The following is a 24,797-nucleotide window of genomic DNA, read 5'->3' as shown; positions in this document are numbered from 1 at the left end:
TAATGAATGAGAATGGTAATGATAGAATAAGAGTCATGGAAATATTAAATAGATCTCAATACAATGATGAGGTTATAGATAGACTAGATATGAGTGATTTAGATCTTACTTTTTCAGATTTGTCAGAGGTGATGGCAGAGGGTATCATGGCAAAACAAGTCCATTTAAGAGCTTCTTCACTAATGAGAGCATCTTTTTTTGATTGTGATTTTGAGTTGGCTGATTTCAGGAGCTGTAATTTAGAGGAAATACATATTGCAGATTGTAGATTTGGTGAAGCTAATTTCTCAAAAGCCAATATGAAATATGCAAAGGTAAATATAAGTAGTTGCTTTGAAACTTGTTTTGATGAAGTTGATTTTTCATATGGAGAATTAGTTGGAACTGTATTAAATGATGTAAATATAAAATAATTGGAAATTGCATGGAATTATTGGAGGGGTAATGTGAAAGCTAATAAAGCATTTGAATGCGTATGTAATCTAATATCTGAAAAGTATTTAGATAATGGCTGGAAATATTCGAAGTCTGGTCATTGGATGAGGAAAAAAGATAAAAATTTCATTTATAAGGTACTCTTTTATACAAGTTGGAATAATATATCTGATAAAAATGTAGTATTTTATGGTGAATGCGCAATTCTTCCTTTAAAATCTAAAGATAAAATATTTCATATTAATACACGTCAGTGCAATGTACCAAGCGGTCAGTTATATTGGAACATAGCAAATGAGGAAGAGTGGGAGAGGACAGTTAACGAATTCACTAATTGGTTAAATAGTGTATTTATGCCAATTGTAGAAAGGTGTACGAATGATTTGAACAACTTTGTAAAAGAGGTTGTTGAAAGGGGTTTTTATCCTCAAAAGGGTTATATGGTAGATATTAATTTTATATTAACGCACGGGTCGCGTGAATTGGCAGAGGAAGCTATCAAAAGATACTATGACAGTTTGGAAGAGTCAATAAAAAAAGAATTTAAAGGTAACTATGAAAGTATGGTGTGTGGTAATGAAGCAGTTAGTGCATATGGTAATAATATGATGAGAAATTACACCAATTTTAGAACTATCGTAGATAATAAAATAATTGTTACTTTATAGTACATAAAATGGTTTGACTTAGTAAGCGATAATTGGTAACACAATTATCGCTTTTGGTTTTAAATAAGGGTACGGGTGATATTGGAACACAGCCTCGATACGGGGAAAGAAGAATCTCAAAGGAATTATATGATGAATTAAGAGATGGAACGCCTGACCCTGCTATACCTGGTAAGTATATTACAGATAGACTTCAAGCTGATCATATCGTATCAATGAAAAATATAGCAAAGATGGAGAATTTTGATAAACTAACAAAAGAACAACAACTTAAGGTTTTAAATAATGAAGAGAATTTTTTAGGTTTAAGTGAAGCAGCCAATAAATCTAAGGGGGCTAAATCTTATTCTGATTGGACAATTTATAAGAAAGAAAAAATTGAAGTTAATCCTAAGTTTAGAGAAGAGATGATAAAGAAGGAAAAAGAATTAGAAATGAATTTACAAAAACAAATTGATGATTTTGTTGAAAGGAAATAAAAAAGGATATAGATAAATAAAGGAGATGACATAGCATTATGGAACAAAAACTTGGTTTTTTAAGAAAATATAAAAGAAATGCACAACTTATATCATGCCATGGGATTAATAAACTTGATTGTGAGAAAATACCAAATTCATGGTGTGAATTGTTTCAAGAAGAAAACGTAGACAAGAGAGTTGAGAGTATTTTATCGATATGGAAAGAGCAAGTAGGAGTGGAATTAAGAAACACTATTTCTTATTTGTCTAGGCACCTTGAAGAAGTAGAGCTTATGAACACAAATGGTAGATATTCAATTTTATACACTATTAAAACAGATAATGGGGAAATTCTATATTATGAGGGGGGAAATCCCAAAGATGAGTTTAATAATGAAGAATTAGAAAAATCTTGGGATAAGATTCCTTCAACAATACGAAATTTTTATCGAACTGTTCATAATGGTTTCTATTTTTATGCGAGTCAATCTATGGGGTTAGTTCCTTTAGAAAATGTAACTTTTTTTGATGATGATGAATGGGGTATTATTGAGGAGTTAGAAGAACCTTTACAAATTGATTTACAAACTACTTTTGGTTTCTTTAAAAGTGGTATGGGTGGTTATGTTGCAGTAGATTATAAGAATTCTAATAATGATAATGCGACTTTATGGTGGACGAATAAAGAGCCTAGATATAATATGAATTTTTGGGACATTGTTGATGAATGGATAGTAATTGGATTTGAAGTTTAGTTTAAAGGTTCTGTTGCAAAGTTTTTATATAAACAAAAAAATCCTAATTTAGTAGGTAGAGTTTATACAACTTTGAATAGATTCTCTAATTCATTGTACGTCGAAAAAACGAAGTACGAGCTTAGGTGAGATGACATTTTACTGGGTGATGAACATAATCACATGGAAAGTATATTAAACTAAGAACCCGTACAAACTCGTCAATTTTAACTTAGTAGTTGTCATGGCATGTAAAAGGTGTCGTACTGTTAATACAAAACTTACAGATCTTATAAATCTTACAAATTTATGCTACTTAAAAACATATGAACTTAAAGCACTTGATTGTCTACGAAAGGCAACAAGTGCTTTTTTATTAGATAGGCATGCTATAAATTTTTAGAAAATATTTTTTATGAATTCAGGCTAATGAAAATCACTATTATTATATAATTGAAAATATATTAGCCAAAGGTGTGGACTGACCACGAATAATAAAGTTGTTTAAAAAATCGTACAGAATTGAAATTTAATACCATCTTTTGAGTTTCTCGTATAATAAAAGGAATAATGTTTCGATATCTGTGGTTAGTTAATAAAAGGGAATGAGGTTTTGGGAGTGAAAATACCGCCACATATTACAGGTTTGAAAGCAATACATTTAAATTCCCATAATGAAAATGAAACAAAGAGAATATTTTATGATGTATTGAGGACATGTAAATTCAAAATAGTAGAATGGATACAACCACACTATCCCAAAAATTTTTTTGAAGTGATAGTGATAATAGACGATAAGGAATTTATTATTTTATTGCATGAGTTTTATCCTTTCTTAGCTTTTGCGGATAAAAATGTAGAAGGAAAAATTATTTTTAGTTTTATTGATATGCCCATATTAGAAAGTGAATTTGAAGCGTACTATCAAGTTTTGTCGAAAGCTTATTTAGAAAAGCCTTTTATACCTAGGGAACACAACTTAACAGAAGAAGAATTAAAAGATGCTAAATATTGGCGATCAGAAAATATCGGTGAAGTAATTTTTAATGTTTGGGATTGAATATTAAAGGGGTGATTATTAATTATTAGCTATCCAGAAATTAAACACTTTTATTATTCACTTAAATGAAAAAGTGCAACAAATAAAACTTATTTTTAAACAACTTTAATAACCTCGTACCAAATTAACAGGCAGAAGGGTATTGCATTTCTAGACACAAAATTAAACAACTTGATTATCACTGCACATGGACTCCGTATCCCTATTCGTTAAAGGTGTAGAAATACTGCCAGATGGAAGTGTCGCTAGAACTGGAACGAACTATAGCGGGAAATTCCAAGAAGCCCATGATGCCTAAAAAGCGAGTATTCAGAGTAGGATCTCGAATTTGGAGAGTGATGGGGTTAAGGGTACGGGGAAAGTTGGTTATGGCAGTAACATTTCAGACAATATCTCAAAAGAAATTAAAGAGTTAGATAAAGAAATAAATAGATTGAAAATAGAGGGAAATGACAAAGAAGTCAAAAGATTAACGCGAGAAAAAAATAAATTGGCCAACAAGTTGGATACAAAAGATGTTATTAGTGATCATTATGACTTGAAGGTTGCAAAGGAGTATGAAAGAAAAATCGATAATTCTAAAAATTTTTCTCAGGATAAAGGTGATTTAGGTAAAGATGTTTCCGATCTGTTCCAAGTGGGGAGAAATGGTATAGATGCAGCATTCCTATCGAAAGGGCCGCCGCCAAAGTTAACTATTATTGAATCAAAGGCATCAGATTCCGCTAGTTTTAGTTACTCGGATAAACAGAAAAAGGGTGGAGATACTTATTTTCAAGACATGGTTAACAGCGATGATCCTAGGTATGCTAATTTTAGAGATAACTTAGAGAATCTGATGGAGGAGCGTCCGGATCTACAATTCGATTTTATTAGAGTTGAAACAGATATAAAGATCACTGATATTGGATTCGGCGTTGATGAGTTACAGGTAAAGGAATGGAAGGAAATAGATTAATTCATAGGGAGGATACAATGATAAACCAAAAAAAGTTAGAAATGGCTTTTAAAAAATATAGCAAAAATTTTGTGGATGGAATCAAATTTGAAGATGTGAAAGATAAATATAATGTCAGTAGAAGAAAGATTGAGAAAATCGTTGAGCAAAATGAAACAGAGAAAGATCACATCCTACTAATAAATTTAAGCAAAATTTTCTCATATCACTTGTCACTATGGAAAAACGATGTATTGATAAGCGGTGGAAACAATGTAGAAGGATTAAAGAACATGCAGAAAGTCTTATTTTACCAGTGCATGGGACAAGATCTTTATAAAATCAGATATCCAAAGATGATTTTGGGGTATACGTTTAGAGAAGTCGTCCTCACATTAGTTCATTTTGCAATGTATGGATGGGAGAAAGAAGAAAATATATTATATGATTTTATGGTTCATCACTTCGGTGGACATTTAATAGATGCTAATGAAGAGAATAGACATATTTGGTTTTTGCTAGAGCTATACTCGCAGTATAGAAATAAAACCATCATGGGGACAAATGAAAAATTGCATCTAGTCGTGAAAAATAAGTTTAAAGAAGCTGAACTGCGATGCGATTTAATCCCTGAAGACCTAAATATATATGATGAAGTGTTAGGACGTTGGTCGACTCGTGACTTAGAAGAAATAGAATATCTAATTTCGATAATGTCTCAGTATCATTCTGCGTTAGCTTCTGAAATCGGACAGCTAGGTGAATTTGGTGATTTCAGATACGGATTTTATCCTTTTGAAATATTATTTTTAATCCATGTAAGGAAACAACTAGGGTTGCCAGTACCTACTCAAATCGATAATTTTCTGATGAATACTTCAGAAGCTAGAATGGTATTTGGGGAACATGAGTCATATCCTGAATGGGATCCCGTACTTCAGATGATTGATCAATTTTATCGTGAAAACTATCCGGAATATATTCCTAACAAGCATGGAGAATTATTTCAATAAAAGGGAGGAAGCTAAGATGCCTGATCAAGGGATAGCGCAGATTATATTTCCTGATAGCAAGGATTTGGAAACATTTTTGAAGGAACAAGGAAGTTATGACTTACATGAAGACCTATTAAAATATGGATTGACAACGAAACAGTTTTTATACGTTGACTATAAAGGTGAGCAATACCAAGAAATTGTCAATTTTATTCTTGATTACGAATTTGCCCACCAAATTGAATTAGCAACACAAGAAGAACTTGAGAGATTAGAAGCATTTAATTATGAATTTTTACCCGATAAGATCAAGATGGCCAACAAAATACTGTCACCAAAGGGATTTGGTCTGTTTTTATATCCAAATTCGGGCGACTTTTATGCATTATTCATTGGGAAAATAGAGAATATAACAAAAATCCTGCAAGAAGAGGTGTTGCTTGATGATAGAATTCCTTTTCAAGAAAGGTGTATCAAATATTATAGATAGGCCTAAGGTTGTATGCCTTCACCCTTGAATCCGATCAAGATTTTTTTATAAGTTAATATCAAGATTGCATAACCACCTAGAATGTGCTATTTTTGGCCACGTACAATTTTAATAACACCATGTGTTACTACAAATGCATTTAAACTTTCCACCTCCTGAATTCGAAATAATAAAAATGTTTTGGATTTGGGAGGGGTGATAATAGAGATAGAAAATAAAGATAGAAAATAAATTGAGAAATGTGCCTATTTTGTTGGTTACTTGCACGTTGACAAAGGTACATGCTTAGTAAAGGAATTCAATGGCAACGTTAGGAGAACGTAGTGGCTATTGAATTTTTTATTTTTACAACTGTATTAGAAAGAAAAGCGTGAGAATTAGGTGAGATGATATTTTATTGAAAAGACATGGAAAGGACATAATAATAATGACCTCGTAAGTATTAATGTATTACTTGTTACCATCTAAAAGGTGTCATACTGTTACTACAAAACTTACAAATTTATGCTGCTTAAAAACAGATGAATTTAAAGCACTTGATTGTCTACGAAAGGCAACAAGTGCTTTTTTAATAGGTAAGCATGCTATAAATTTTTAGAAATTATTTTTTATGAATTCAGGCTAATGAAAATTACTATTATTATATAATTGAAAATACATTAGCAAAAGGTGCGGACTCCGTATCCCCATTCGTTAAAGGTGTAGAAATACTGCCAAATGGAAGTGTCGTTAGAACTGGAACGAACTATAGCGGGAAATTCCAAGAAGCCCATGATGCCTCAAAGGCGAGTATTCAGAGTAGGATCTCGAATTTGGAGAGTGGTGGGGTTAAGGGTACGAGTAATTCTAAGTACACAACTAAAATAAAATGGGGAATCAATGATATAGAAGCAAGGCCATATGGGAAGGGATATTGGGGAAAAAGAATACCTCAAAAAAAATCCAAGAGTTGATGAATTTGAGTTAAAGATAAACCCAAGTGATGGAAGTTTCTATTTACCACATCCTAAGGGTGGATTTGTACAATTTGAAAATTTAGTTGGAGATGTAGTTCAAGATGGTAAATTAATAATTAAACAGAAATCATTTTATCATGTAGAAGAAATGCCTAAGTTTGCACAAGATAAGGTGATTCAAGAAGCATTAAGACAGATTGATGCTGCTAAAGTAGCGGAATATAAAGTTGAATGGTTAGTATCTGAAGAAAAAGCTGTAGAACAACTAAAAAGGTTATTTAAGAAAATGGATATTGATATAGAAGTGAAGTATTATCCAGAATAGAAAGGGGTAGCACTATGAAAATAATAAGTGAATTAGAATTGAAGAAAATGATTGAACTAGAAAAAGATAACTTAGTCGTTAGAAAGGATATTAGTGATGAAAAATTAAAGAGATTTTTAAGTTATTATGAGTTCTTTACTAATAATGTAATAGATTTAGTGGGAAAAGAAGATAAAAATACCATATTGTACAGTAAATATTATTGGTATACAAAATATAAGAAAAGATATTTTGAAGTTTATGGATATGATGCTGGTATTGAACAAGAAGGGTTTAAGTTGTTAGAAGAACTTGAAAATGAGTTGGAAGATGGTATTGATTAGGTAATAATACAGGACATTGAAGAGAGAGGAAAATAAAACTAACTGTTTTTATTTATGAGAACGACTAAGCTTGTGATGTTAAAATTAAATGTGCATAAGCACATATACAGAAACGAATACTGAAGTATATTTGCATTTGACTTAAAAATAATAAGGTATTTGAAAATACGTACTTCATGAAGGTAATACCATCATGGAGTACTATGTGCAATGATAGAATAGAAAAAAAGTACGAGCCTAGGCGAGATGACATTTTACTGGGAGATGAATATAAACACATGGAATGTTTATGAAACTAACGAACTCGTACAAACTCGTAAGTTTTAATGTAGTATTTGTTATGAAGTATAAAAAGTGTCATATTGTTACTATAAAACTTACAAATTTATGCTACTTAAAAACATATGAACTAAAGTACTTGATTGTAAAATAAAGGAAACAAGTGCTTTTTTGCGTTTTAACGTAGAAATAATGTGGTACAATTGCTTAAGGAAAATAAGGCTTTAAAAAATACACTAGATGCTATGAAAAATACTCCTATTCCAGTAGAAGTTAGGACGGTGGATACTGGAATAGGAATGAAGCTTCCTTATATAGAATCTTCAACTGTTGGAGAAGTAGCCGGAAAGTTTTCAAAGGCAAGTACGGCAGCTAAGGATGATGCTTATCAACTTGCTAAGGGTAGTGGTGGTTCAGGAGTTAGTAAGGAAGGTAGTGTGGCTAAGGTACGGGTAAAACTGGGGGACCTGTTGAAGTCAAAGCACCACCAGGAGCGACAGATGAACAGATAGCACAAGTTAAGGCTTATGTTGGTGATAAAGCTTTAGAAGCGGGTGCTTTATCACCAACAGGAAGAGTATCAACTAAAGGTAAATTAAGACAAGAAGCTTCACGTGCGGCAAGACTAGAAGGCAAGCGTGCTACCGATAATGGAGAAGCATACAAGGGACATGTTGGTCATGTTCCCGATACAACTTGGATGGGGAAACCGGATCCTCATAGTTGGTTAGACCTTGACCCAGAAGTTAATATGAGCATAGGTGGACAGGCTAATAAATATCCAATTGGTTATAAACCTACAAAATTTAAGTTTGTAGAGGAGGAGTAGACGGTGAATAATTGGAAAGATAAGATAGCTACAATGATTTTAGTGAAGCAGGAGCTAATGAAACAAGATGTAGAAAAAATATGGCCACACCATTTTCCAGAGGTGGGAGCAAATGAAAAATCTATTTGCACTATTGAACAAGAATTGGGATATAAACTTGATTCAATGTATCGAGATTTTTTTCAATATGCCAATGGTTGGGCAGGTTTTTATCAAACGGTGGATTTATTTGGTACGGAGCAATTAAAGGAATCTTCTATAATGGATTATGCTCAGATGCTATTAAAAGCTATAGATGATGTTGTTTTAGAGGGTAGTGGTGTTTTAAGACATGAGCTACTACCAATTGCAGTTTCGAAATTTGATAGGGATTTATTTGTTTTATGTCTACCTTCTTCTTCTAGACCAGGAGAGATTATTTGGTTTGCGGGCGAAGAAATAGATAGATTTGAGAACTTTGACGAGTACTTTTTAGCAATGATTGACTATAATAGAGAAGAAATATTAGCTTTAAAGGGGTAGTTTATACAATTATGCTTGTTTTAAGTGTATTTTACTGTACAGCTATAAAAACATAAATACTGATAAATCTATAGCAAAATATATTTGAAGTGGACAGAAAACAAAATAGATATATTGTTACTACAAAACTTACAAATTTATGCTACTTAAAAACATATGAACTTAAAGCACTTGATTGTCAATTAAAGGCAACGAGTGCTTTTTTGCGTTTTAGCGTAGAAATAATGTGGTACAATCGCTTAAGGAAAATAAGAATTTAAAAAATGCACTAGATGCTATGAAAAATACTCCTATTCCAGTAGCAGTTAGGACGGTGGATACTGGAATAGGAGTGAAGATTCCTTATGTAGAATCTTCAACTGTTGGAGAAGTAGCTGGAAAGTTTTTAAAGGCAAGTACGGCAGCTAAGGATGACGCTTATCAACTTGCTAAGGGTACGGGTAATAGAGAGGCTGAAGTTCCACCAGCCTTCAAGCAAGAGGAATTTGCCAGTACATATGAATCGAGATTTAAGCAAACACTCGCAGAAACGAATTCAAATGTCGTTTTTGAAGGGGTTAGAGGTGAGTCTTTATGTACCCTAAAACCACCACCAGATCCTACGTTACAGAAAATCTTAAATGAAGCTGGTATTAATGGAATTGAGTATAAAAATGGAGTTCCTGATTTTTCACCAGTAGCAAAGGCACAGTTGGAAATCGATTATATGCTAGGTGGAAAAGGGGCTAAAGGAAATACTGCTAGAGATTATAATTTTAAGCAAGCAAATGAAAGGTTAGCAGCTCAGCTTAATAATTCACCAGAATTGGCAAACCAATTTGGAATGGAAGCTGGTGGAATTACGACAAAAGATATAGAAAAATACCGAGTGAAAAATAAATTAACATGGCATGAGTTAAATGATGGAGTTACTATACAACTTGTGCCAACAGAAATAAACGCCAAATTTGGACACCTTGGTGGAGTTGGTGAAATAAACGCAGGAGCTTTTGAACCTGGAGGATTTGCAAATAAATAATAAGGAGATTATAAAATGACAATAAATGATAAAATTTTTGGAGAACTTGATTATCAGTATACATGGGTAGGATGCAGAACCATAAAGTTTTTAGGAAAGGACACGGAGATAGCATTATTAATTGGAGGAGAAGATGATGGTAAATTTGATGAAGGTCAATATGTGGCATACAATTCATTAATGGATAATTGGGAGAAAATCCAACATAACATATTACAACCAATTTTAAATTATTATAAACAAAAAAGGCATGAGCTTGGTTATGATGTTGCATTTAATGAAGATTATCCATTAATTGAAACAGTTGATCAATTAATAGAACATATAACATTAGTAGGTATTTCTGTTCCGTATGATTTCCTTCGTGATGGACGTGATGTAGGGATCTCGTTTGATTGTTCATGGGATGAGGAAAATGGTTTAGGAATTCGTCTTATAAATGAAAGGGTAGATGAAGTAGGTTATCAAGATGTCGCTATTTAAAATGGGCTGTTAAAAAGTACAGACTAATGATGGTTGTATCATCATGGAGTGCAATGAAAGAACAGAAAACAAAGTACGAGCTTAGGTGAGATGAGGTTTTATTTGGCTACGAATATATACCACTTAAAATGAACCTGAAACTAATGAACTCGTACAAGCTCGTAAGTTTTAATGTACTTGTCACGATACATATAAGGTGTCATACTTTTACTAAAATACTTATAAATTTATGCTGCTTAAAAACAGATGAATTTAAAGCACTTGATTGTCTACGAAAGGCAATAAGTGCTTTTTTAATAGGTAGGCATGCTATAAATCTATAAAAATTATTTTTGTGAATTAAGGCTAACCCAAATTACTGGTATTATATAATTGAAAATACATTAGCGAAAGGTGCGGACTCCGTATCCCCATTCGTTAAAAGTGTAGAAATACTGCCAGATGGAAGTGTCGTTAGAACTGGAACGAACTATAGCGGAAAATTCCAAGAAGCCCATGATGCCTCAAAGGCGAGTATTCAGAGTAGGGTCTCGAATTTGGAGAGTGGTGGGGTTAAGGGTACGGGTGAAGGGCCTGTAAAAGTAAACTATGGAGAACAATATGCTAGGGAAAAACGTAAAAAGATATTAAAGCCAAATGTTGAACAAGTAAAGAAGGATATACATATACAACAGATAGTCAAGGGTGTGTTGCAAGTTGCGAGGGTAGCCTTCAATTAGGTGATGGTAAGCGGAATAACTACGCTCAGAGAGTGGTAGGTGGGAATGATCGTTTGGATGATGATGACGGCGGACATTTAATTGCAACTATATTTAAAGGCTCTGGTAATATGGATAATTTAGTTCCAATGAATAGTAACTTAAACAGAGGAGAATGGAAAAAACTAGAGAATGAATGGGCTAATGCTCTTAATGATGGTGATAAAGTTAGGGTGAAAATAACGCCGAATTATAGCGGGAATTCAAAACGTCCAGACAGTTTTGTTATTAGATATAAAATTGGTGATGAAGATAGATGGAGATTGAAGAATTTTGATAATGTACCAGGAGGAAAACTAGATGAATGATGAAAAATTAAGCAAGTTATACAATGAAATAGCAGAGGTTGTAATTGATACAATTCCAGAGAAGTGGTTTAAGGTTTACCTGTATGGTGAGGTTGGGGAAGGTGCTCAAGAGTCATATTTTTATTACTATCCTGAAGAGAATAGTACTCCTATTTACAGTCATAGTATTGTTGAACTCTTTAATGTCCCAGAAGAAGAATATTTTAAGAAGTGGCATCGTTTGTTAGATTGTATTAAGAGAATGAAGAAAGAGTTTATTGATAATGATCAAGAAGCTTGGACAAATTTCACTATGATTTTTGATAATACAGGAAAGTTTAATATTGACTTTAATTATGATGACCTTTCAGATGAAAATTCCCACGAGAGAATGATTATTTGGGAATATGAACATCTTGGTCTTATGCCTAAAAGTAATTCAGGGAAAAAATACTTAGAAAAGCATCTTAAAAATCTTGAAGATACAAAAAATTGAGTGCAATACCATATATGATAAAAGTTTATAGTGGTTTAACGTAAACATGCATAAGCATATATGAGAAGTGGGTAGAAAAAGAAATGGCTATTTTGAAGAATAAACTCCATGATGGTTGTACCATCATGGAGTACTATGTACAATGATAGAAAAGAAAAAGAAGTACGAGCTTTGGCGAGATGACATTTTACTGAGTGATGAATATAAACACACGGAATGTATACTAAACTAACGAACTCGTACAAACTCGTAAGTTTTAACGTAGTAGTTGTTACCACATATAAACGGTGTCATACTGTTACTACAAAACTTACAAATTTATGCTGCTTAAAAACAGATGAAACTTAAAGCACTTGATTGTCTATTTGAGGCAACAAGTGCTTTTTTATACATTTAATTATTTTTATGAATTAAGTCTAATATATATTGGTAGTATTATATAATTAAAAATAAACTAGCGAAATATTGTGATAATAACTCTTCATTAAAGGGGGAGAAGTATGAATTAATGAAAGTGTAAAAAGAAGTTCTTGTGGCCTGTCAGGAGGGTATTCAGTATGCAGAGTAGAACCTCGAACTTGGAAAGGTGTGTTGCTAAGGGAACAGGTAATATTGTAAAAAAAGTAGCTTCAAAAAACTGTTACCAAGAGAAGGTGACATAGGAACGTATAAAAATCTAAATAAAGCAGAATCGGTTAGCTCAAATAAATGCTGGTTAAAGAAAAAGAACTTGAAAGAAAGATACAAAAACAGATTAACGACTTTAATAAACAATGAAAAATGGGAGATGGATAGTAGATGGATCAAAAACTTACTTATTTAAAAAGGTACAATAAAAATGTTCGAATATTAACAATCGATGAAAATTACTTGCCACCAAATAAATAATTATTGGGAGGATTTATATTGGAACTTAACGATCAAGTGTATGACCGAATTGTGAGATTATGTAACGAAGGAGATGCTTTTGTTGAAAAAGGAAAAGATGATAAAGCAATAGAGAGCTATATCGCTGCTCTGGATTTGGTTCCGTTACCGAAGACCGATTGGGAAACAAGTACATGGATTTATACAGCATTAGGAGATACTTATTTTTTAAATCGTGAGTATGAGAAAGCGAAAAGTAATTTATATAATGCACGAAACTGTCCGGATGGTATTTCAAATCCATTTATTTTACTGAGACTTGGAGAGAGTTTATTCGAGTGCGGGGAGCTTGATAAAGCTAGAGAGTATTTGCTAAGAGCATATATTTTAGAAGGCTATAAACTCTTTTTTAATGAGGATGATAAGTATTTTGAATTGATTAAGGATATGATTTGAGGAGGGTAAATATGGCTATTTTACAATCACATATGAAAGAAGAATTCGAAAGTCTTTTAGAAAAAAGCAATGAAGAATTCAATAATGGTAACTATAATGACTCTATTGTGTTATTAGAAGAGGCATGGGATATAATTCCTGACCCTAAAGGTATTTATTGTGAAGAGAGTTACCATTTAGTTAAGGATATTATTTCCACTTGTTTTATGGTAAATGATTTAAAAAAAGCAAAGGAGTGGGCAGATAAAATATTTTTAACTGGATTTGCACGTATAGATTCCGGTGATAAGGAATTTATTGCAGGAAAAGTTTCTTTTGAATTAGGTGATTTAGAAACCGCAAAAGAATTTTTTAGTATTGCCAATAAAAAATCAGAGGGTAGATGTTTTGGGAATCCGAAGAATACTAAGTATCTGAAAGTTTTAAAAAGTTAAATGTTTAGCTGCGTAAAAAGAATTTAAGAAGCTGATTACATTATATCTGAAACAGTATGCCTGATTTATTACCATTAGAACATAGAAAAATTGGAAAGGAGGATTAATATGGAAAGTCCAGGAGCTGTTTCTCTTTGGTTTGGAAGTAGTACTAGCGAAATGGTGTTAAGAAAGTATGTAGAAATAAAATATGATAATGAGGGGAACAGAATCCCTTCACGTTTTATGACTGACTTTCAAATAGATTTCATTGAGTATAAACCAAGACTTATTAGAATGTACATATAATGAACATGTTACATCTTCTTTGTCTGAATTACTACAGAATGCTTCGTATTCTGAATCAATTATAAGTGAACTTATAGAATTTTATGTTGGAAATTTAGAAGAACAATACAATACTGTCATTAGGTTATATGATTTTGAATATGAAGAACTTGTTGAAGAAGCAAAACTGGATGGTAGAAGCCTGAAGTATATGGGATCGGTAATTTATGAAGATTAGAAGTTTAATGTAATAATAGGGATGGAGTAAAAATGACAATCATACAATTTAATTCTTATCATCAAAAAGTAGAGGTAAAGAGAAATTTAGAACTTATGAACTTAGAGCATAAAAAACTTAGAGAGTATGTGAATTTTGATGTATGTTCTTTTGAGCAATTAGATGAATTTCAAGATGGATGTTTTTTATTTATCGTAAAACTTAGGATTGAGAGTTGTTTTTGATTAGAATTTATTTCTATTGATCATATAAACATTCTTGAAGAAGTAGAAAGAGATCTAGAGATGCGTGCACTAAATCGTTTAGTAAATGGAAAAGTGGATAATTTTTATCCCGCATTAACGGGCAGTAAGACCCCCACCTCAAAATTCAGCGAAAACAAAGAAGTTAGGTAGGGAATCAACTGCACGTAAAAGCCCGATTGGTGAGGGCTGATAATCAGTGGGTGATGAACAAAACCCCCACTGATTAAAGTTTCACTTTATGAAAAGGTATTTAAGGTGTATAAAATGGGAGGATGGCCTTGTGGATGGAAAGGTGAGTACATGAAAGGGAAAATGATTGTCTACTTACCAAATGAAAAATGAAGGCTTACATACCGACATACTTTATGAATTTCATGAAATCTATTGCGAAACGATTATAGAGAGATGATAGGCGATACGTTTAAATATCTTGATAGTTTAGGAGGAATTATTAAATGATTAATCTATTTAATATTCCAGATTTGATAGAAAAGTCAGCAGCGAGTGATATTGAAATCCAAGCAGTAGAAAATCGTATGAATGTTACATTACCTAATGTATATAAGGGATTATTGAGATGTACAAATGGCTTTTCAATCGGTAGTGGGTTACTTATTTATGGTACGGAGCATATTGCAGAAAGGAACGAGGTTTGGGAAGTAGATGAGTATGCGAGGGGGTATGTCTCAATTGGTGATGACGGTGGGGGTAATGTATTTTTAATGGCTCAACATGCAGAGGAAAAAGAGGTGGTAGTAATTGATTCTGGGGACATGAATCCAAACCATGCTACTGTAATTACCGCTGATTTTAAAAAATGGGTGAATAGTGGTTGTGTAAGTGAAATAGAACAGAAAGCGATACATAAGTCGTCTGATATATGTAATATAGTGTTAGTGAAAACTCCTAGTGAAGGTTTGAAAGATTTAATAAGAATAAAGAACATATTAGGGCTTGAGATTTCCGCAATTGATTTGCTAAAGGGTTCAAAAAATCTTCCTTATATATTAGTAGAGAGATTTCCATACGGTAAGGCGAAAAAACTTATTGAAAAATTAGCAATTGATAGTACTATACTGAGTATAGAAACGACTGGAAAAAACAGTTAATATTAGAGGGTAACTTTTATACGAATAGAGAAATCTATATGGATCCAAGGGAGTAAATAGGGAGAGTTAAAAATGATTATAAATGATGCAGTTTTTGGTGAGATTGAGTATACATATGGATGGGTTAAGGACATTAACGTTGAATTTTGTCGAAAAGAAGTTGAAATAGCATTGATAGTGAAAGGTGAAGAAGACGGTAAGTTTGATGAAGGACAATATACTGCTTATAATTCATTATTGCAAAATTGGGAACGACTACAGCACGGTTTTTTACAAGCGATTTTAGACTATTACAAGCAAGAGCGTCAACAATTAGGATATGATATTGAATTTAATGAAAATTATCCGCATATCGAAACAATTGATCAATTACTTAAGAGGATCACTTTAGTTGGAATTGTAGTCCCATATGGAGATATTCATGAAGAACGAGATATTGGGATAACTTTCGATTGTACGTGGGATACAGAGAATGGATTAGGAATACGTTTACTAAATGAAAAAGTAACTGAAGTGGGGTATCAAGACGTTGCTATTTGAATTTTAATCTAAGGAGTGAAAAAGTAATATGAAAGAATTTGAGGAAAGGTTTAGTGAATTGCAAGCTGATATGATATCTATATGCATGGAATATGTTGAAGATAGAGCAGATAAAGTGTACGTTTATGCTTCACGTGAGGAAGGTATTATTTCGGGAAGTTACTTTTATTGCATTAACAATAAGTATGTAGAATGTCATAAAGTAAATGATGCATTGGAAGATGAAGACGGAAGATATGATGTGTCTACCGAAAGACAGTCTATGATATTGCGCATTATATGTGAAGATATTGAGAAAATCGAAGAATTATGCAAAGGATATGAGCGCGACATGCCAACTGAGATGAAATTGATATATGATGTTCAAAGTGGCAAGTTTAAAGCTCAATATAAGTATGATTTAGTATATACGAATGATGAAGTTAAAACAGCTAGCCATATTGCTGATGAGTGGTTTGAGGAAGTGAAAAATAATAACCTTTAAAAGGGGTAAAGCAATAGTTATATCTTAGTTAAATAGATAATGAGTGGGAGTAGAAAATGGAGAAATCAGTATTAGAAAAAATAGAATTAATTAAGGATATTTTAGATAATGATCCATTTTGTTTGCTTATTGGTGAAATTATAGAGGCAGAAAAAAAGATTGATGAAAGATTAGAAGAAGACCCTCTGAAAGATTATAATTTTATTATAAAAAAATATGAATTGTTGAACGGTGGAGTAATTACTATATATGGTCATCTAAAACGCGAAAGTATTCAATTTTATACGGAGGACATGCCAGGTGGTACTGATAAGTGGGTTTGTATAGGGAAAATTGAAAGATATCCATTGTTTATTAATAAGATTAATGGAGAAGTTTCTTGTTTGTATGGAGATTTAATTAATCAAAATTTTATTATTGAGTCATATGGTGATTTTAATAATTTCTTACAACATTATTATGTAGGAAAAAGATATTGTGAATTAGGTAATAAGTTTGTTCAATTTGGAGGAATTAGTGAAACCGTAGGAAGCAAAGAGGATGATTGGTATCAGTTATTAGAAAGTAATAATTTATTATAATAGATTAGTTGAACGTATTATGAACATAATGATGTGAAGATATGTGATAAATTATAATAACGATGTTGTAAAAAGGAGGAGAAGTTAATAGATTTTAAAGGGGAAATTTCCGTTCTATATAAAATGCGTTTTCTAGAGAATGAAGGGGATAATATTGAAGTTTTTGAGAGTATTCTTAATGAATTAGCAAATAAAGGGACAAATGATATAATTCCTGATCTATGTATAATTTTTGAGGATCATATTGCTGAGCCATCAGCGGGTGACTACCTTATTGAAACGATTTTTTATATTGCTGAACATTCCGGAGTAGAGGAAGGGCTATGCAAATTAGCTATTAGTATTCCTAAAATGTTACCTCATGCAGAATTCTGGGTGGAAAGAATTCATCGGACACTTTTACATTCAAAAGATTTAGTCGTATCGTATATGAATGTTTTAGAAAATATAAATAGTTCAACAAAGCAAATAATTAAAGGAATTCTTCTCGAGATAAGAGAGGACGATCCAGATTTATATTTAGAAAAAGTAAATTTAATCTTAGAGAAATTGTGATAAGGGGATACTATGGAAAAGAACACATATTCAGTAGCATTTGACTTTAATCGAGAGAATACTGGTAATTAAAATAAAATTTAGCCTTTTTTCTAGTATAAGGGGGGATAGTTTGTGGGAAAAGATGAAATTGCAAACTTATTAGACAGTATGTTAGATAAAGAATTAGAGGATTTAGATTCCCCTTCAGATAATGATTGGAGGGAACTAGAGAAAAAATTTGGATGTCAATTTCCTAAAGAATTTAAATGCTTTATTGAACTAATGTCTGAATATGTATTTCCAGGGGATATTTTAAATGTTTCTAGTGGTAAGACAAACGGAAATGATACTATTGAATTTATTTATGATTATGAAATGAAAGAAGGTTTTTGGAAAAACGAACTAATCCCTTTTTATAGTATAGGTAATGGAGATTACTTTTGTCTTCATTCAAAAGAGGGCCAGCGAACGGGAGTTTACTTTTATTTTCATGAGGAGAATTGTGTAACTAAGGAAGCGGATAATTTTGAAGAATGGTTAAATCAATTACCAACCTATTTGAATTAATAACTAAAGATAGATTTGTATTCTAGAAATTAATTCTTTTATTAAACTATAAATTTTTTGAAACTCTTCAATAAACTCTACTCAAAGTATGGAGGGAAATAAATGTCATTAGAAAAAAAGATATTTATTTTAAAAAGAATATGTTTTCTGGATCATGAAGATGATAGTATTGAGCTATTTGAGGAAATCTTAAATGAAATATTGCAAACGGCAGATAATAAAGTGATTATTGATTTGTGCAGTGTATTTCATGATGAAATAGATGAACCTTCGATTGTTGGTGATTTAATTGAATCGATTTTTTATATAATCGAAAAAAATGGAGTTGAAGATGGTTTAAGTAAACTGATTGAAGGGATAAGCATTGTTTTGCCACAAGCTAAATATTGTGCTAAAAGATTCTATAGAAGTCTTCTAGCTTCAGATGATTTTATTATTCCATTTATTAATGTATTGAAGAAGGCTAAAGCTACGAATAAAGAAGACGTTATTAAAATTTTGAAAGAAATAAGTGAGAAACAACCACAACAATATTTTGAAAAAGTTGATTTGATTTGTAAAGAGGTTATTTAATACTTTAATTATAAAATAACTTTAAAGTTTGCGTGTAGGATCATGAAAATAGCTTTAATATGTTTCATTAAAATATCAATCTAGATAAATTATATGGTTAATACTAGCTAGAGTGGCTTCGAAAAATATTTAAATAGCACGCCAAAAGCAATGGGGAATTTGAAACCAATCCTTGTAATGGGGTGTACTATTGAGGATTACTTTGTGTAATTCTAGCCTAGAAAAGGATTGAATATTTATTAGAAGGTGAAGTTATGTGGAGAGAGAAGATTAGTCATATATCCAAAATAAGAGAGAAACGAAATCGAAAACTCAATTTACCTATCAACGAAAGGGAGTTATCAAAATTTCGTAAATCTGTAGTAGAAAAATTTGGTGAAGATGTCCTGCCACAGCAGTACTATGAATTTTTACAAACAGTTAATGGAATTGAATTTAATGGATTAATAATATATGGGATTGACCAAAGTTTTTTAGATTTTAAGCCAATAAATGAGGTAGATAGTTTTTTTGATGCTAATGAAATATGGGAATCAATTAAAGACGAAGATGAACTGATTTTTTTCGGAGATTCAGATATAGCTTGGTATTGTTATAATGTTTCCAAAAAGAAATTTGTTGAACTAGACAAGCCTTCAGGCGAGCAGATGGAAATTTTTTGCGATTTTGATACTATGCTTAAATCTGCTCTCTCAGTAGCACTTAGCTAAATGTATCGTAGTCAATGTCTAACTGTTTAAGCTAAATGAAAATAGTGCAGGAGGATTCTATGGAAAGTAAGGAAAAAGCGATAAAAATCTATGATTTCATTAAAAAAGGTGATATAGAACAAGCGAAAGAGATCATTATTACTGATAAAAGTTTGCTTGATTTTGTAACGCCTTATGGAACGTGGCTACATGCTGCAGCTAGAGCTGGTGAACTGGATATGATAAAATTTCTTGTTGAATCTGGTATGGATATTAACCGTAATGAAGGTGTACCAAAATCAGCGCCTATTGCACATGCAGCTAGTGAAGGTGAAATTGGTATTGTAGAGTACTTATTTAATAAGGGTGCAATATTAGATGTTGGTGACCCGAATAGGAATCCTTTATTCTCAGCGATTTATGGTGGGCATCTTGATGTTGTAAAGTATCTTGTTCAGAATGGTATTGATATTACTGTTAAGTATACAGGAGATACTATGAAAGATATGGGAGCTTATGAATTTGCTATTGAAAGAGGAGAAGTAGAAATTGCTGAATATTTAAAAATGTCCAATTGAGATGGAAGCCATATATTGATGTAATAGAAAAGTTGAAAACTAATGATCATATTAATTTAATTATCCAATTCATTTAAAAGGAGAAATTTATATGGACAGCAAATCTGAGATCAAGAGATTATATAGTTGTAGATTTTTAAAAAATCAATCGGAATGTGAAGAATTTGACAGTGTATTAGAAAACTTAGCAGATTGTGATGATGAGAAGCTTATTAAAGAGTTGTGTATAGTAATTGAGGATGAAACACAAGAGGAAGAAGTTATGTTTGGTCTAGTTCATTTTATTGAAGATTTTGAAATGGGAAAATATCTAACAGAGATGCCTAAAGCTTTACCAAAAATGGTTGAGAGTGCAAAAGAGTGGGCAATGCTACTAAACATAAGAATTTTAAATAATGATTTATATAGAAGTGAGTATGCTAAAGTACTTGTAGGAATGAATCATGATATACAACTAACGATAATTAATTTACTTAATGAAATTATTGCTGATAACCCTAAAAGATTTGAGAGGACTGCCAATGAGGTTCTTAGTCAATTACAAGGAGTTCATAAAAATAAATAAGAATTGTAGAACTACTGTATTATAGATAAAACTAAGAATACCCTAGCGAAGAGCTAGGGTGTTTGTGTTATATAGTTTCACCATATGCTTCCGAATTAGGAGCAGGAGTAATCAACAAACCTTTTGTAGCGTTTCCTATAATAGAATGAAAGTGTTTAACGTTTAAATATAGGAAGAAAAACAATTAAGCTTTTATTTTATTTAAAATGGATACTCTATTAGTAGTGAATAATAAATAATTTTGCTTTACTGTCTTAATTAAAATACGATCAGTTGTACCATATGCTGTTCCAATTCGGATGGCGCTTTTTTCTTCAACACCAGCATATGTATTATCTTCCGTTACCTCAGTGATTTCACATAATGCAATATGAATTTTAGAGAATTGCCATGAAATAATTAGTTCATCTTTTGTTTTTTCAACATGAATACCTAACATATTAACAGAACCTTTCTATAATAAAATTTCACTCGTACTATTTTATTATACAAATTTATAAATTGAATTTCTATTTTTTTACAGAGAGTATACAATTAACAACGAGAAAAATGTTCATCATTACTTTCATTCCTATTATAACGAATTCTACAATAGAAAACAGAACGTATATTTGGTATAATCGAAATATACTATATGAAACGATGTACATGAGTTTGAGATTTATGAAAAAAGGTAACCTAATAATACATACGCTATAGGATTCAGTTCATGTTATACAAATCAATCGTTAGAAAGGAAAAGAAGTATGAATCAAATTTCATTCGAAGATTTATTTGAAGAAGAAAACAAACCAGAAAAGGTGGAGGTAGCTGAGACCCCCGTGCCTTTATCGCCCTTACAAAAGGATATTTTAGAATTAATTAATTCTGAAGAAATAAGTGCACTTGAGTTATGCGAACAATTAATACGAGCTGGTAAAATATCAGATGAGAGATTCACAACGAATAAGCCTAAAGCATATGGGCAAGTATGCTTACTATTAGAAGGTTTTGTTACAGAAGGAAAACTTATTTTTATCAAAGATGATGAGAAAAGAGATAGGGTATATAAATTGAAAGAAGAAGTTTGAGATGTATAGTGGGAGATGAATGATTGGTTTCCTTTAACTTGTAGCTCCGTTAGTCTAGTAATGTCCACTAAAAAGGTGTCAATCTCTCCTAGATTGACACCTTCATACTTTTAACATCTTACATACTTACGCTTAAAACCTAGTCTTCCTCTATCAAGTTCTTTCTGAATACTCTCTGTAGCATTTAGCAAACTGCTTTTTTTATTATCACGTTTGACTTCAACTATACCAACTTCTTTTGCAATCTCGACTGCTTTTTCGTGTAGTGGTACATATGAAATTGCCACGGTGTTTAGGAAATTATTCATAGCGGATTTTGTTCGTTCTGGAGAATGATGAATTGTATCTTTCACCATTTCAAGCATATCGGAAATTTTACTTTCGGAAAATTCATTGTCTTTGCGATTTCCTAATAGCCAACAGTAGCAACTCCAGCCGGCAGACATTTTAAGCTCGTCCCCACTTGCAATCCATTTATCAGCAACATCTTGTGCGATATTTGACTCCGATAAAGTTACTGCCACCACATAATCAGATAGCATATAAAAATATGCCCCGTCTATCCAGCGATCAAAATCAGACTCACTCATAGCTTTTGGATCCGCAATAATCCCTGCAAAATACATAGCATCGTAGTTGCCTGTGGCATACAGTTCTTCAGCTAACTTTTGGTTTACTTTTATTTTTTTAGCGATTGGTTTCATAGCGCCTGTAGCTACGCCAAAAACTGGCTCGTGGGCGCCGTTAGATATGTATATTTTTTTCGTTCGTTCCTTACCTAGAGCCTCAAGTTCTTGCATAACTGTTTTAAAATCCAAAGTTGTGCACTTCCTTCCTTCATGTAAGAGCCTTTTTAAGTCTTTCATATTTCTTATTTTAATACTAATTGTATTTAAGAGGTATGTCTACTTTCTAAAGGCATCGAAACTTGGTTTGATTTTTAGATGAACTACATTACACTTTAGTGTAAATAAAGAGCTAATTAAAAGAATGGTATAATATAGAAAAAGTAAGTGATGAAAATTAAATAGGGGGAATTTAATTGGAAATAAAATTGAATCGATTATATAGAGAGATAGCGGAAACGGTTTATGCCATGATTCCAGAAGAATGGGAGAAATTTTATTTTTATGCACAAATATCAGAAGCTGGAGGGGGAACTTACTTTTTCTATAACAACTTCAGAAATAAAGAAAATTATAAGTATAGTGTAGAAATTCCTTTTAAATACGAAGTTGATGAAGAGGAGTTTGAAAGGAAAGAAGATTTTTTATATAAATTGAGTAAGGAATTAAGAAATGTTTTCAAAGATAATCAGCAAGAGCTTTGGTACTCCTTTACAATGTCTCTGGAACATAGTGGGGAATTTAACATGCATTTCGATTATACAAATTGGTTCGATACAGAATATAGTTTTAGTGATCAGATGATTATTTGGAAACATAAATACTTAGGTGAAGTACCAATTGATGAAAATGATAAAGCGCTAATTCATAAGTATGACAATGAATTTCCGAATAATCCTATTTGACTGAAAGGAAAGAAGAAATGGTTTTTATAAAAATCATGAATTTTAAAGCGTAAGTTGAATGAGAATATATATTCATAATGGAGGACGCTATTAATGGAAGTACACGGAATGGTTTCAATATGGTTCGGTAATATGCAAACGCAAGATCAGTTGGATACATATATAGATGTTACGTATGATGAAGAAGGAGACGCTATACCAGCAAGATTTTTTGTTGATTTTAATATTGATATGATTGATGTAGATGAAGATTTTATTGAAAAGGAAGTGTTAGAAGAAGCGAGTGATGACATTTCTATGTTATTAACGGGATGTTCATATGATGATAAAATACTTTCTCGAATTAAGGAAGTAGTTAAATTAAATAAATCCTATAATTGTATCGTTTTAATTTATAATTTTCAATATGACAATTCAGTAAGTAATTGTGAAGGTTTTAATTTTGTAACTGCTACAAGTTATCTATAGATACAAGAAAATTGCAGTAGAATAAAAAATACATTTGTATAGTTTTTCCAATGAATATTTGGTATGATGGTGAATGGGAAAAATATACAAGCAGTTAGTGGTTCATAAAAGGGGGATTGAATTGAAAAGAACGCCTGAATTTGTATTAGGTTTAATTGGTGGCATTTTGGGAATTATTATTTCTATAATATTAATAGTTGTAGCGTTTAATATTATGGAAGGTGTTGATTACGAACTTTTAGCTTATTACTCTATTATTTTAACGGTTCAAATAGGGTTGTTCATTTTATCGTGTTTAGTAAACAAGGTTAATAATAAAGTTTATGGAGTTTGTATGATTGTGATTCCTATAGTTATGTTATTTATGTCATTATTCTTTTTACTTATTCCGACAATTTTACAAATTATATCTGGTTCATTTGCATTTAGAACATTACAGTTAGAATCGAATGTAAGCTAAATATAATTATTAACGTCTGAATATTCGGTTTTTTAAACATTTTCGTTTGTAGTTCAAATTAACATAAAGCACAAAGTTGTATGCTTTAGGAGGAGAAATAAATGATTATTTGGTCTGGTTGGGGTTTTTTAGTCGCAATTATTGTAATTATTAATACTCTTTTGGGTAAGGCTATTTTTGGATCTATAACGGGGGACGCTACATATTTTCAAAATCATAGTTGGCCAATGGCGGTAATGTTTATTATATCAGGGGTTATGTCTTGGTATTTAGGTAAATATATTAATAAGCCAGATGGTAAAGTTTATATAGATGCCGAAACTGGTGAAAAAGTTATGTTTAAAAAAAAACACTCGCTATTTTTTATAAAAATGGAATATTGGGGACCAATTTTAGGAGTTATTGCAGTTGTAACTTTAATTACAAGATAAAAAAAGAGGATGGGTATAGTAAGAGTAATCTATTCAAGTAGAAGGAGAAAT

At 31.7% G+C, this 24,797-nt stretch carries 34 protein-coding genes and 8 pseudogenes; 40 read left to right on the top strand and 2 right to left on the bottom strand.

From position 1 onward, the window contains the following. Positions 1-2 precede the first annotated feature (2 nt). The 35 genes and pseudogenes from ACX9TM_RS16585 to ACX9TM_RS16415 all read left to right on the top strand — a co-directional run. Positions 3-410 (top strand): annotated as a pseudogene (locus ACX9TM_RS16585) (pentapeptide repeat-containing protein); the annotation flags it as partial. Positions 411-446: 36 nt separating this feature from the next. Next, positions 447-1,103, top strand: coding sequence for a hypothetical protein (locus tag ACX9TM_RS16580; protein ID WP_065382261.1), 657 nt, complete (start codon positions 447-449; stop codon positions 1,101-1,103). A 32-nt stretch (positions 1,104-1,135) separates the two neighbouring features. After that, on the top strand, positions 1,136-1,582 hold the full coding sequence (locus ACX9TM_RS16575) for a hypothetical protein (protein WP_224742191.1): 447 nt from the start codon (positions 1,136-1,138) through the stop codon (positions 1,580-1,582). A 38-nt stretch (positions 1,583-1,620) separates the two neighbouring features. Then, a complete protein-coding gene (locus ACX9TM_RS16570) occupies positions 1,621-2,319 on the top strand; it encodes an SMI1/KNR4 family protein (RefSeq protein ID WP_016124901.1) in 699 nt (232 codons plus the stop codon). A gap of 598 nt (positions 2,320-2,917) precedes the next feature. Further along, positions 2,918-3,358, top strand: a complete 441-nt coding sequence (locus tag ACX9TM_RS16565; protein WP_059304301.1) for a hypothetical protein — start codon at positions 2,918-2,920, stop codon at positions 3,356-3,358. A 187-nt stretch (positions 3,359-3,545) separates the two neighbouring features. Further along, positions 3,546-3,720: pseudogene (locus ACX9TM_RS16560) on the top strand (HNH endonuclease); the annotation flags it as partial. A 71-nt stretch (positions 3,721-3,791) separates the two neighbouring features. Further along, the gene (locus ACX9TM_RS16555; protein ID WP_236783525.1) at positions 3,792-4,316 is read left to right on the top strand and encodes a hypothetical protein; all 525 of its coding nucleotides are present in this window, start codon (positions 3,792-3,794) and stop codon (positions 4,314-4,316) included. Between the two features lie 17 nt (positions 4,317-4,333). Further along, positions 4,334-5,308: a hypothetical protein gene (locus ACX9TM_RS16550; RefSeq protein ID WP_000609922.1), complete on the top strand. Its 975-nt coding sequence runs from the start codon at positions 4,334-4,336 to the stop codon at positions 5,306-5,308. A gap of 16 nt (positions 5,309-5,324) precedes the next feature. Beyond that, positions 5,325-5,780, top strand: coding sequence for a hypothetical protein (locus ACX9TM_RS16545; RefSeq protein WP_001113308.1), 456 nt, complete (start codon positions 5,325-5,327; stop codon positions 5,778-5,780). Between the two features lie 614 nt (positions 5,781-6,394). Then, positions 6,395-6,625: pseudogene (locus ACX9TM_RS16540) on the top strand (DNA/RNA non-specific endonuclease); the annotation flags it as partial. Positions 6,626-6,680: 55 nt separating this feature from the next. Continuing rightward, complete coding sequence (locus ACX9TM_RS16535; protein ID WP_065382263.1) at positions 6,681-7,061, top strand: hypothetical protein; 381 nt, start codon at positions 6,681-6,683, stop codon at positions 7,059-7,061. Between the two features lie 14 nt (positions 7,062-7,075). Beyond that, the gene (locus tag ACX9TM_RS16530) at positions 7,076-7,384 is read left to right on the top strand and encodes a hypothetical protein (RefSeq protein ID WP_065382264.1); all 309 of its coding nucleotides are present in this window, start codon (positions 7,076-7,078) and stop codon (positions 7,382-7,384) included. Between the two features lie 470 nt (positions 7,385-7,854). Continuing rightward, positions 7,855-8,067, top strand: a pseudogene (locus ACX9TM_RS16525) (hypothetical protein); the annotation flags it as partial. 428 nt (positions 8,068-8,495) lie between these two features. After that, positions 8,496-9,014, top strand: coding sequence for an SMI1/KNR4 family protein (locus ACX9TM_RS16520; RefSeq protein WP_065382265.1), 519 nt, complete (start codon positions 8,496-8,498; stop codon positions 9,012-9,014). An 80-nt stretch (positions 9,015-9,094) separates the two neighbouring features. Next, positions 9,095-9,274: a hypothetical protein gene (locus ACX9TM_RS16515; RefSeq protein WP_370685259.1), complete on the top strand. Its 180-nt coding sequence runs from the start codon at positions 9,095-9,097 to the stop codon at positions 9,272-9,274. Continuing rightward, positions 9,241-10,032: an HNH endonuclease gene (locus tag ACX9TM_RS16510; protein WP_072769957.1), complete on the top strand. Its 792-nt coding sequence runs from the start codon at positions 9,241-9,243 to the stop codon at positions 10,030-10,032. The genes ACX9TM_RS16515 and ACX9TM_RS16510 overlap by 34 nt, the downstream gene beginning before the upstream one ends. Positions 10,033-10,047: 15 nt before the next feature. Beyond that, positions 10,048-10,515 (top strand): DUF6985 domain-containing protein, encoded by a 468-nt coding sequence (locus ACX9TM_RS16505; RefSeq protein WP_089603457.1) that lies wholly within the window; start codon positions 10,048-10,050, stop codon positions 10,513-10,515. A 368-nt stretch (positions 10,516-10,883) separates the two neighbouring features. Beyond that, positions 10,884-11,581, top strand: a pseudogene (locus ACX9TM_RS16500) (DNA/RNA non-specific endonuclease). Continuing rightward, positions 11,574-12,056: an antitoxin YezG family protein gene (locus tag ACX9TM_RS16495; protein ID WP_016124897.1), complete on the top strand. Its 483-nt coding sequence runs from the start codon at positions 11,574-11,576 to the stop codon at positions 12,054-12,056. Before ACX9TM_RS16500 ends, ACX9TM_RS16495 begins: the two are co-directional and overlap by 8 nt. 906 nt (positions 12,057-12,962) lie before the next feature. After that, positions 12,963-13,379: a tetratricopeptide repeat protein gene (locus ACX9TM_RS16490; RefSeq protein ID WP_016124896.1), complete on the top strand. Its 417-nt coding sequence runs from the start codon at positions 12,963-12,965 to the stop codon at positions 13,377-13,379. Between the two features lie 11 nt (positions 13,380-13,390). Continuing rightward, positions 13,391-13,813 carry a hypothetical protein gene (locus tag ACX9TM_RS16485; RefSeq protein ID WP_016124895.1) on the top strand — a complete coding sequence of 141 codons (423 nt, stop codon included), beginning with the start codon at positions 13,391-13,393 and terminating at the stop codon, positions 13,811-13,813. Between the two features lie 108 nt (positions 13,814-13,921). Further along, positions 13,922-14,318: pseudogene (locus ACX9TM_RS16480) on the top strand (immunity 22 family protein). A gap of 32 nt (positions 14,319-14,350) precedes the next feature. Beyond that, positions 14,351-14,542, top strand: a complete 192-nt coding sequence (locus ACX9TM_RS16475; RefSeq protein ID WP_000152601.1) for a hypothetical protein — start codon at positions 14,351-14,353, stop codon at positions 14,540-14,542. 6 nt (positions 14,543-14,548) lie between these two features. Then, positions 14,549-14,650 (top strand): annotated as a pseudogene (locus tag ACX9TM_RS16470) (cytoplasmic protein); the annotation flags it as partial. A 144-nt stretch (positions 14,651-14,794) separates the two neighbouring features. Continuing rightward, a pseudogene (locus ACX9TM_RS16465) lies at positions 14,795-14,905 on the top strand (cytoplasmic protein); the annotation flags it as partial. Positions 14,906-15,018: 113 nt separating this feature from the next. After that, a complete protein-coding gene (locus ACX9TM_RS16460; protein WP_072769959.1) occupies positions 15,019-15,672 on the top strand; it encodes an SMI1/KNR4 family protein in 654 nt (217 codons plus the stop codon). 72 nt (positions 15,673-15,744) lie between these two features. Further along, complete coding sequence (locus tag ACX9TM_RS16455) at positions 15,745-16,212, top strand: DUF2004 domain-containing protein (protein ID WP_065382491.1); 468 nt, start codon at positions 15,745-15,747, stop codon at positions 16,210-16,212. 28 nt (positions 16,213-16,240) lie between these two features. Next, positions 16,241-16,696 (top strand): immunity protein YezG family protein, encoded by a 456-nt coding sequence (locus ACX9TM_RS16450; RefSeq protein ID WP_065382492.1) that lies wholly within the window; start codon positions 16,241-16,243, stop codon positions 16,694-16,696. 56 nt (positions 16,697-16,752) lie between these two features. Beyond that, a complete protein-coding gene (locus tag ACX9TM_RS16445) occupies positions 16,753-17,277 on the top strand; it encodes a hypothetical protein (protein WP_000415780.1) in 525 nt (174 codons plus the stop codon). 87 nt (positions 17,278-17,364) lie between these two features. Beyond that, positions 17,365-17,832 carry an Imm30 family immunity protein gene (locus ACX9TM_RS16440; RefSeq protein WP_065382493.1) on the top strand — a complete coding sequence of 156 codons (468 nt, stop codon included), beginning with the start codon at positions 17,365-17,367 and terminating at the stop codon, positions 17,830-17,832. A gap of 114 nt (positions 17,833-17,946) precedes the next feature. Continuing rightward, positions 17,947-18,381, top strand: a complete 435-nt coding sequence (locus ACX9TM_RS16435; protein WP_016124887.1) for an SMI1/KNR4 family protein — start codon at positions 17,947-17,949, stop codon at positions 18,379-18,381. Positions 18,382-18,483: 102 nt separating this feature from the next. Beyond that, complete coding sequence (locus tag ACX9TM_RS16430) at positions 18,484-18,954, top strand: Imm30 family immunity protein (protein WP_016124886.1); 471 nt, start codon at positions 18,484-18,486, stop codon at positions 18,952-18,954. A 254-nt stretch (positions 18,955-19,208) separates the two neighbouring features. After that, positions 19,209-19,664: a YrhA family protein gene (locus tag ACX9TM_RS16425; protein ID WP_065382494.1), complete on the top strand. Its 456-nt coding sequence runs from the start codon at positions 19,209-19,211 to the stop codon at positions 19,662-19,664. Between the two features lie 59 nt (positions 19,665-19,723). Continuing rightward, a complete protein-coding gene (locus tag ACX9TM_RS16420) occupies positions 19,724-20,221 on the top strand; it encodes an ankyrin repeat domain-containing protein (RefSeq protein ID WP_016124884.1) in 498 nt (165 codons plus the stop codon). A gap of 91 nt (positions 20,222-20,312) precedes the next feature. After that, positions 20,313-20,786, top strand: coding sequence for an Imm30 family immunity protein (locus tag ACX9TM_RS16415; RefSeq protein ID WP_065382315.1), 474 nt, complete (start codon positions 20,313-20,315; stop codon positions 20,784-20,786). 184 nt (positions 20,787-20,970) lie between these two features. Here ACX9TM_RS16415 and ACX9TM_RS16410 read toward each other — a convergent pair whose 3' ends face one another. Beyond that, entirely contained in the window at positions 20,971-21,225 is a 255-nt protein-coding gene (locus ACX9TM_RS16410) for a SunI/YnzG family protein (protein WP_000900616.1), read from the bottom strand. Positions 21,226-21,532: 307 nt separating this feature from the next. Between ACX9TM_RS16410 and ACX9TM_RS16405 the strand changes: the two genes are divergently transcribed. Continuing rightward, positions 21,533-21,856: a DUF3895 domain-containing protein gene (locus tag ACX9TM_RS16405; protein ID WP_063220621.1), complete on the top strand. Its 324-nt coding sequence runs from the start codon at positions 21,533-21,535 to the stop codon at positions 21,854-21,856. A gap of 110 nt (positions 21,857-21,966) precedes the next feature. Here ACX9TM_RS16405 and ACX9TM_RS16400 read toward each other — a convergent pair whose 3' ends face one another. After that, positions 21,967-22,674: a DNA alkylation repair protein gene (locus tag ACX9TM_RS16400; protein WP_063220622.1), complete on the bottom strand. Its 708-nt coding sequence runs from the start codon at positions 22,672-22,674 to the stop codon at positions 21,967-21,969. Positions 22,675-22,898: 224 nt separating this feature from the next. Here ACX9TM_RS16400 and ACX9TM_RS16395 point away from each other — a divergent pair, with 224 nt between their 5' ends. The 4 genes from ACX9TM_RS16395 to ACX9TM_RS16380 all read left to right on the top strand — a co-directional run bounded on the left by ACX9TM_RS16395 (position 22,899) and on the right by ACX9TM_RS16380 (position 24,746). Continuing rightward, positions 22,899-23,387, top strand: coding sequence for an antitoxin YezG family protein (locus ACX9TM_RS16395; protein WP_000403551.1), 489 nt, complete (start codon positions 22,899-22,901; stop codon positions 23,385-23,387). 93 nt (positions 23,388-23,480) lie between these two features. Further along, entirely contained in the window at positions 23,481-23,855 is a 375-nt protein-coding gene (locus ACX9TM_RS16390) for an immunity 22 family protein (protein ID WP_063220623.1), read from the top strand. 121 nt (positions 23,856-23,976) lie between these two features. Continuing rightward, a complete protein-coding gene (locus ACX9TM_RS16385) occupies positions 23,977-24,315 on the top strand; it encodes a DUF4064 domain-containing protein (protein ID WP_000831725.1) in 339 nt (112 codons plus the stop codon). Positions 24,316-24,416: 101 nt separating this feature from the next. Further along, positions 24,417-24,746, top strand: a complete 330-nt coding sequence (locus ACX9TM_RS16380; RefSeq protein ID WP_065382314.1) for a hypothetical protein — start codon at positions 24,417-24,419, stop codon at positions 24,744-24,746. Positions 24,747-24,797: the final 51 nt, after the last annotated feature.

This window comes from Bacillus sp. LH1, assembly GCF_057924895.1.
Note: the sequence above shows the minus strand (reverse complement) of the source record. Positions and strands in the feature narration are given on the sequence as shown.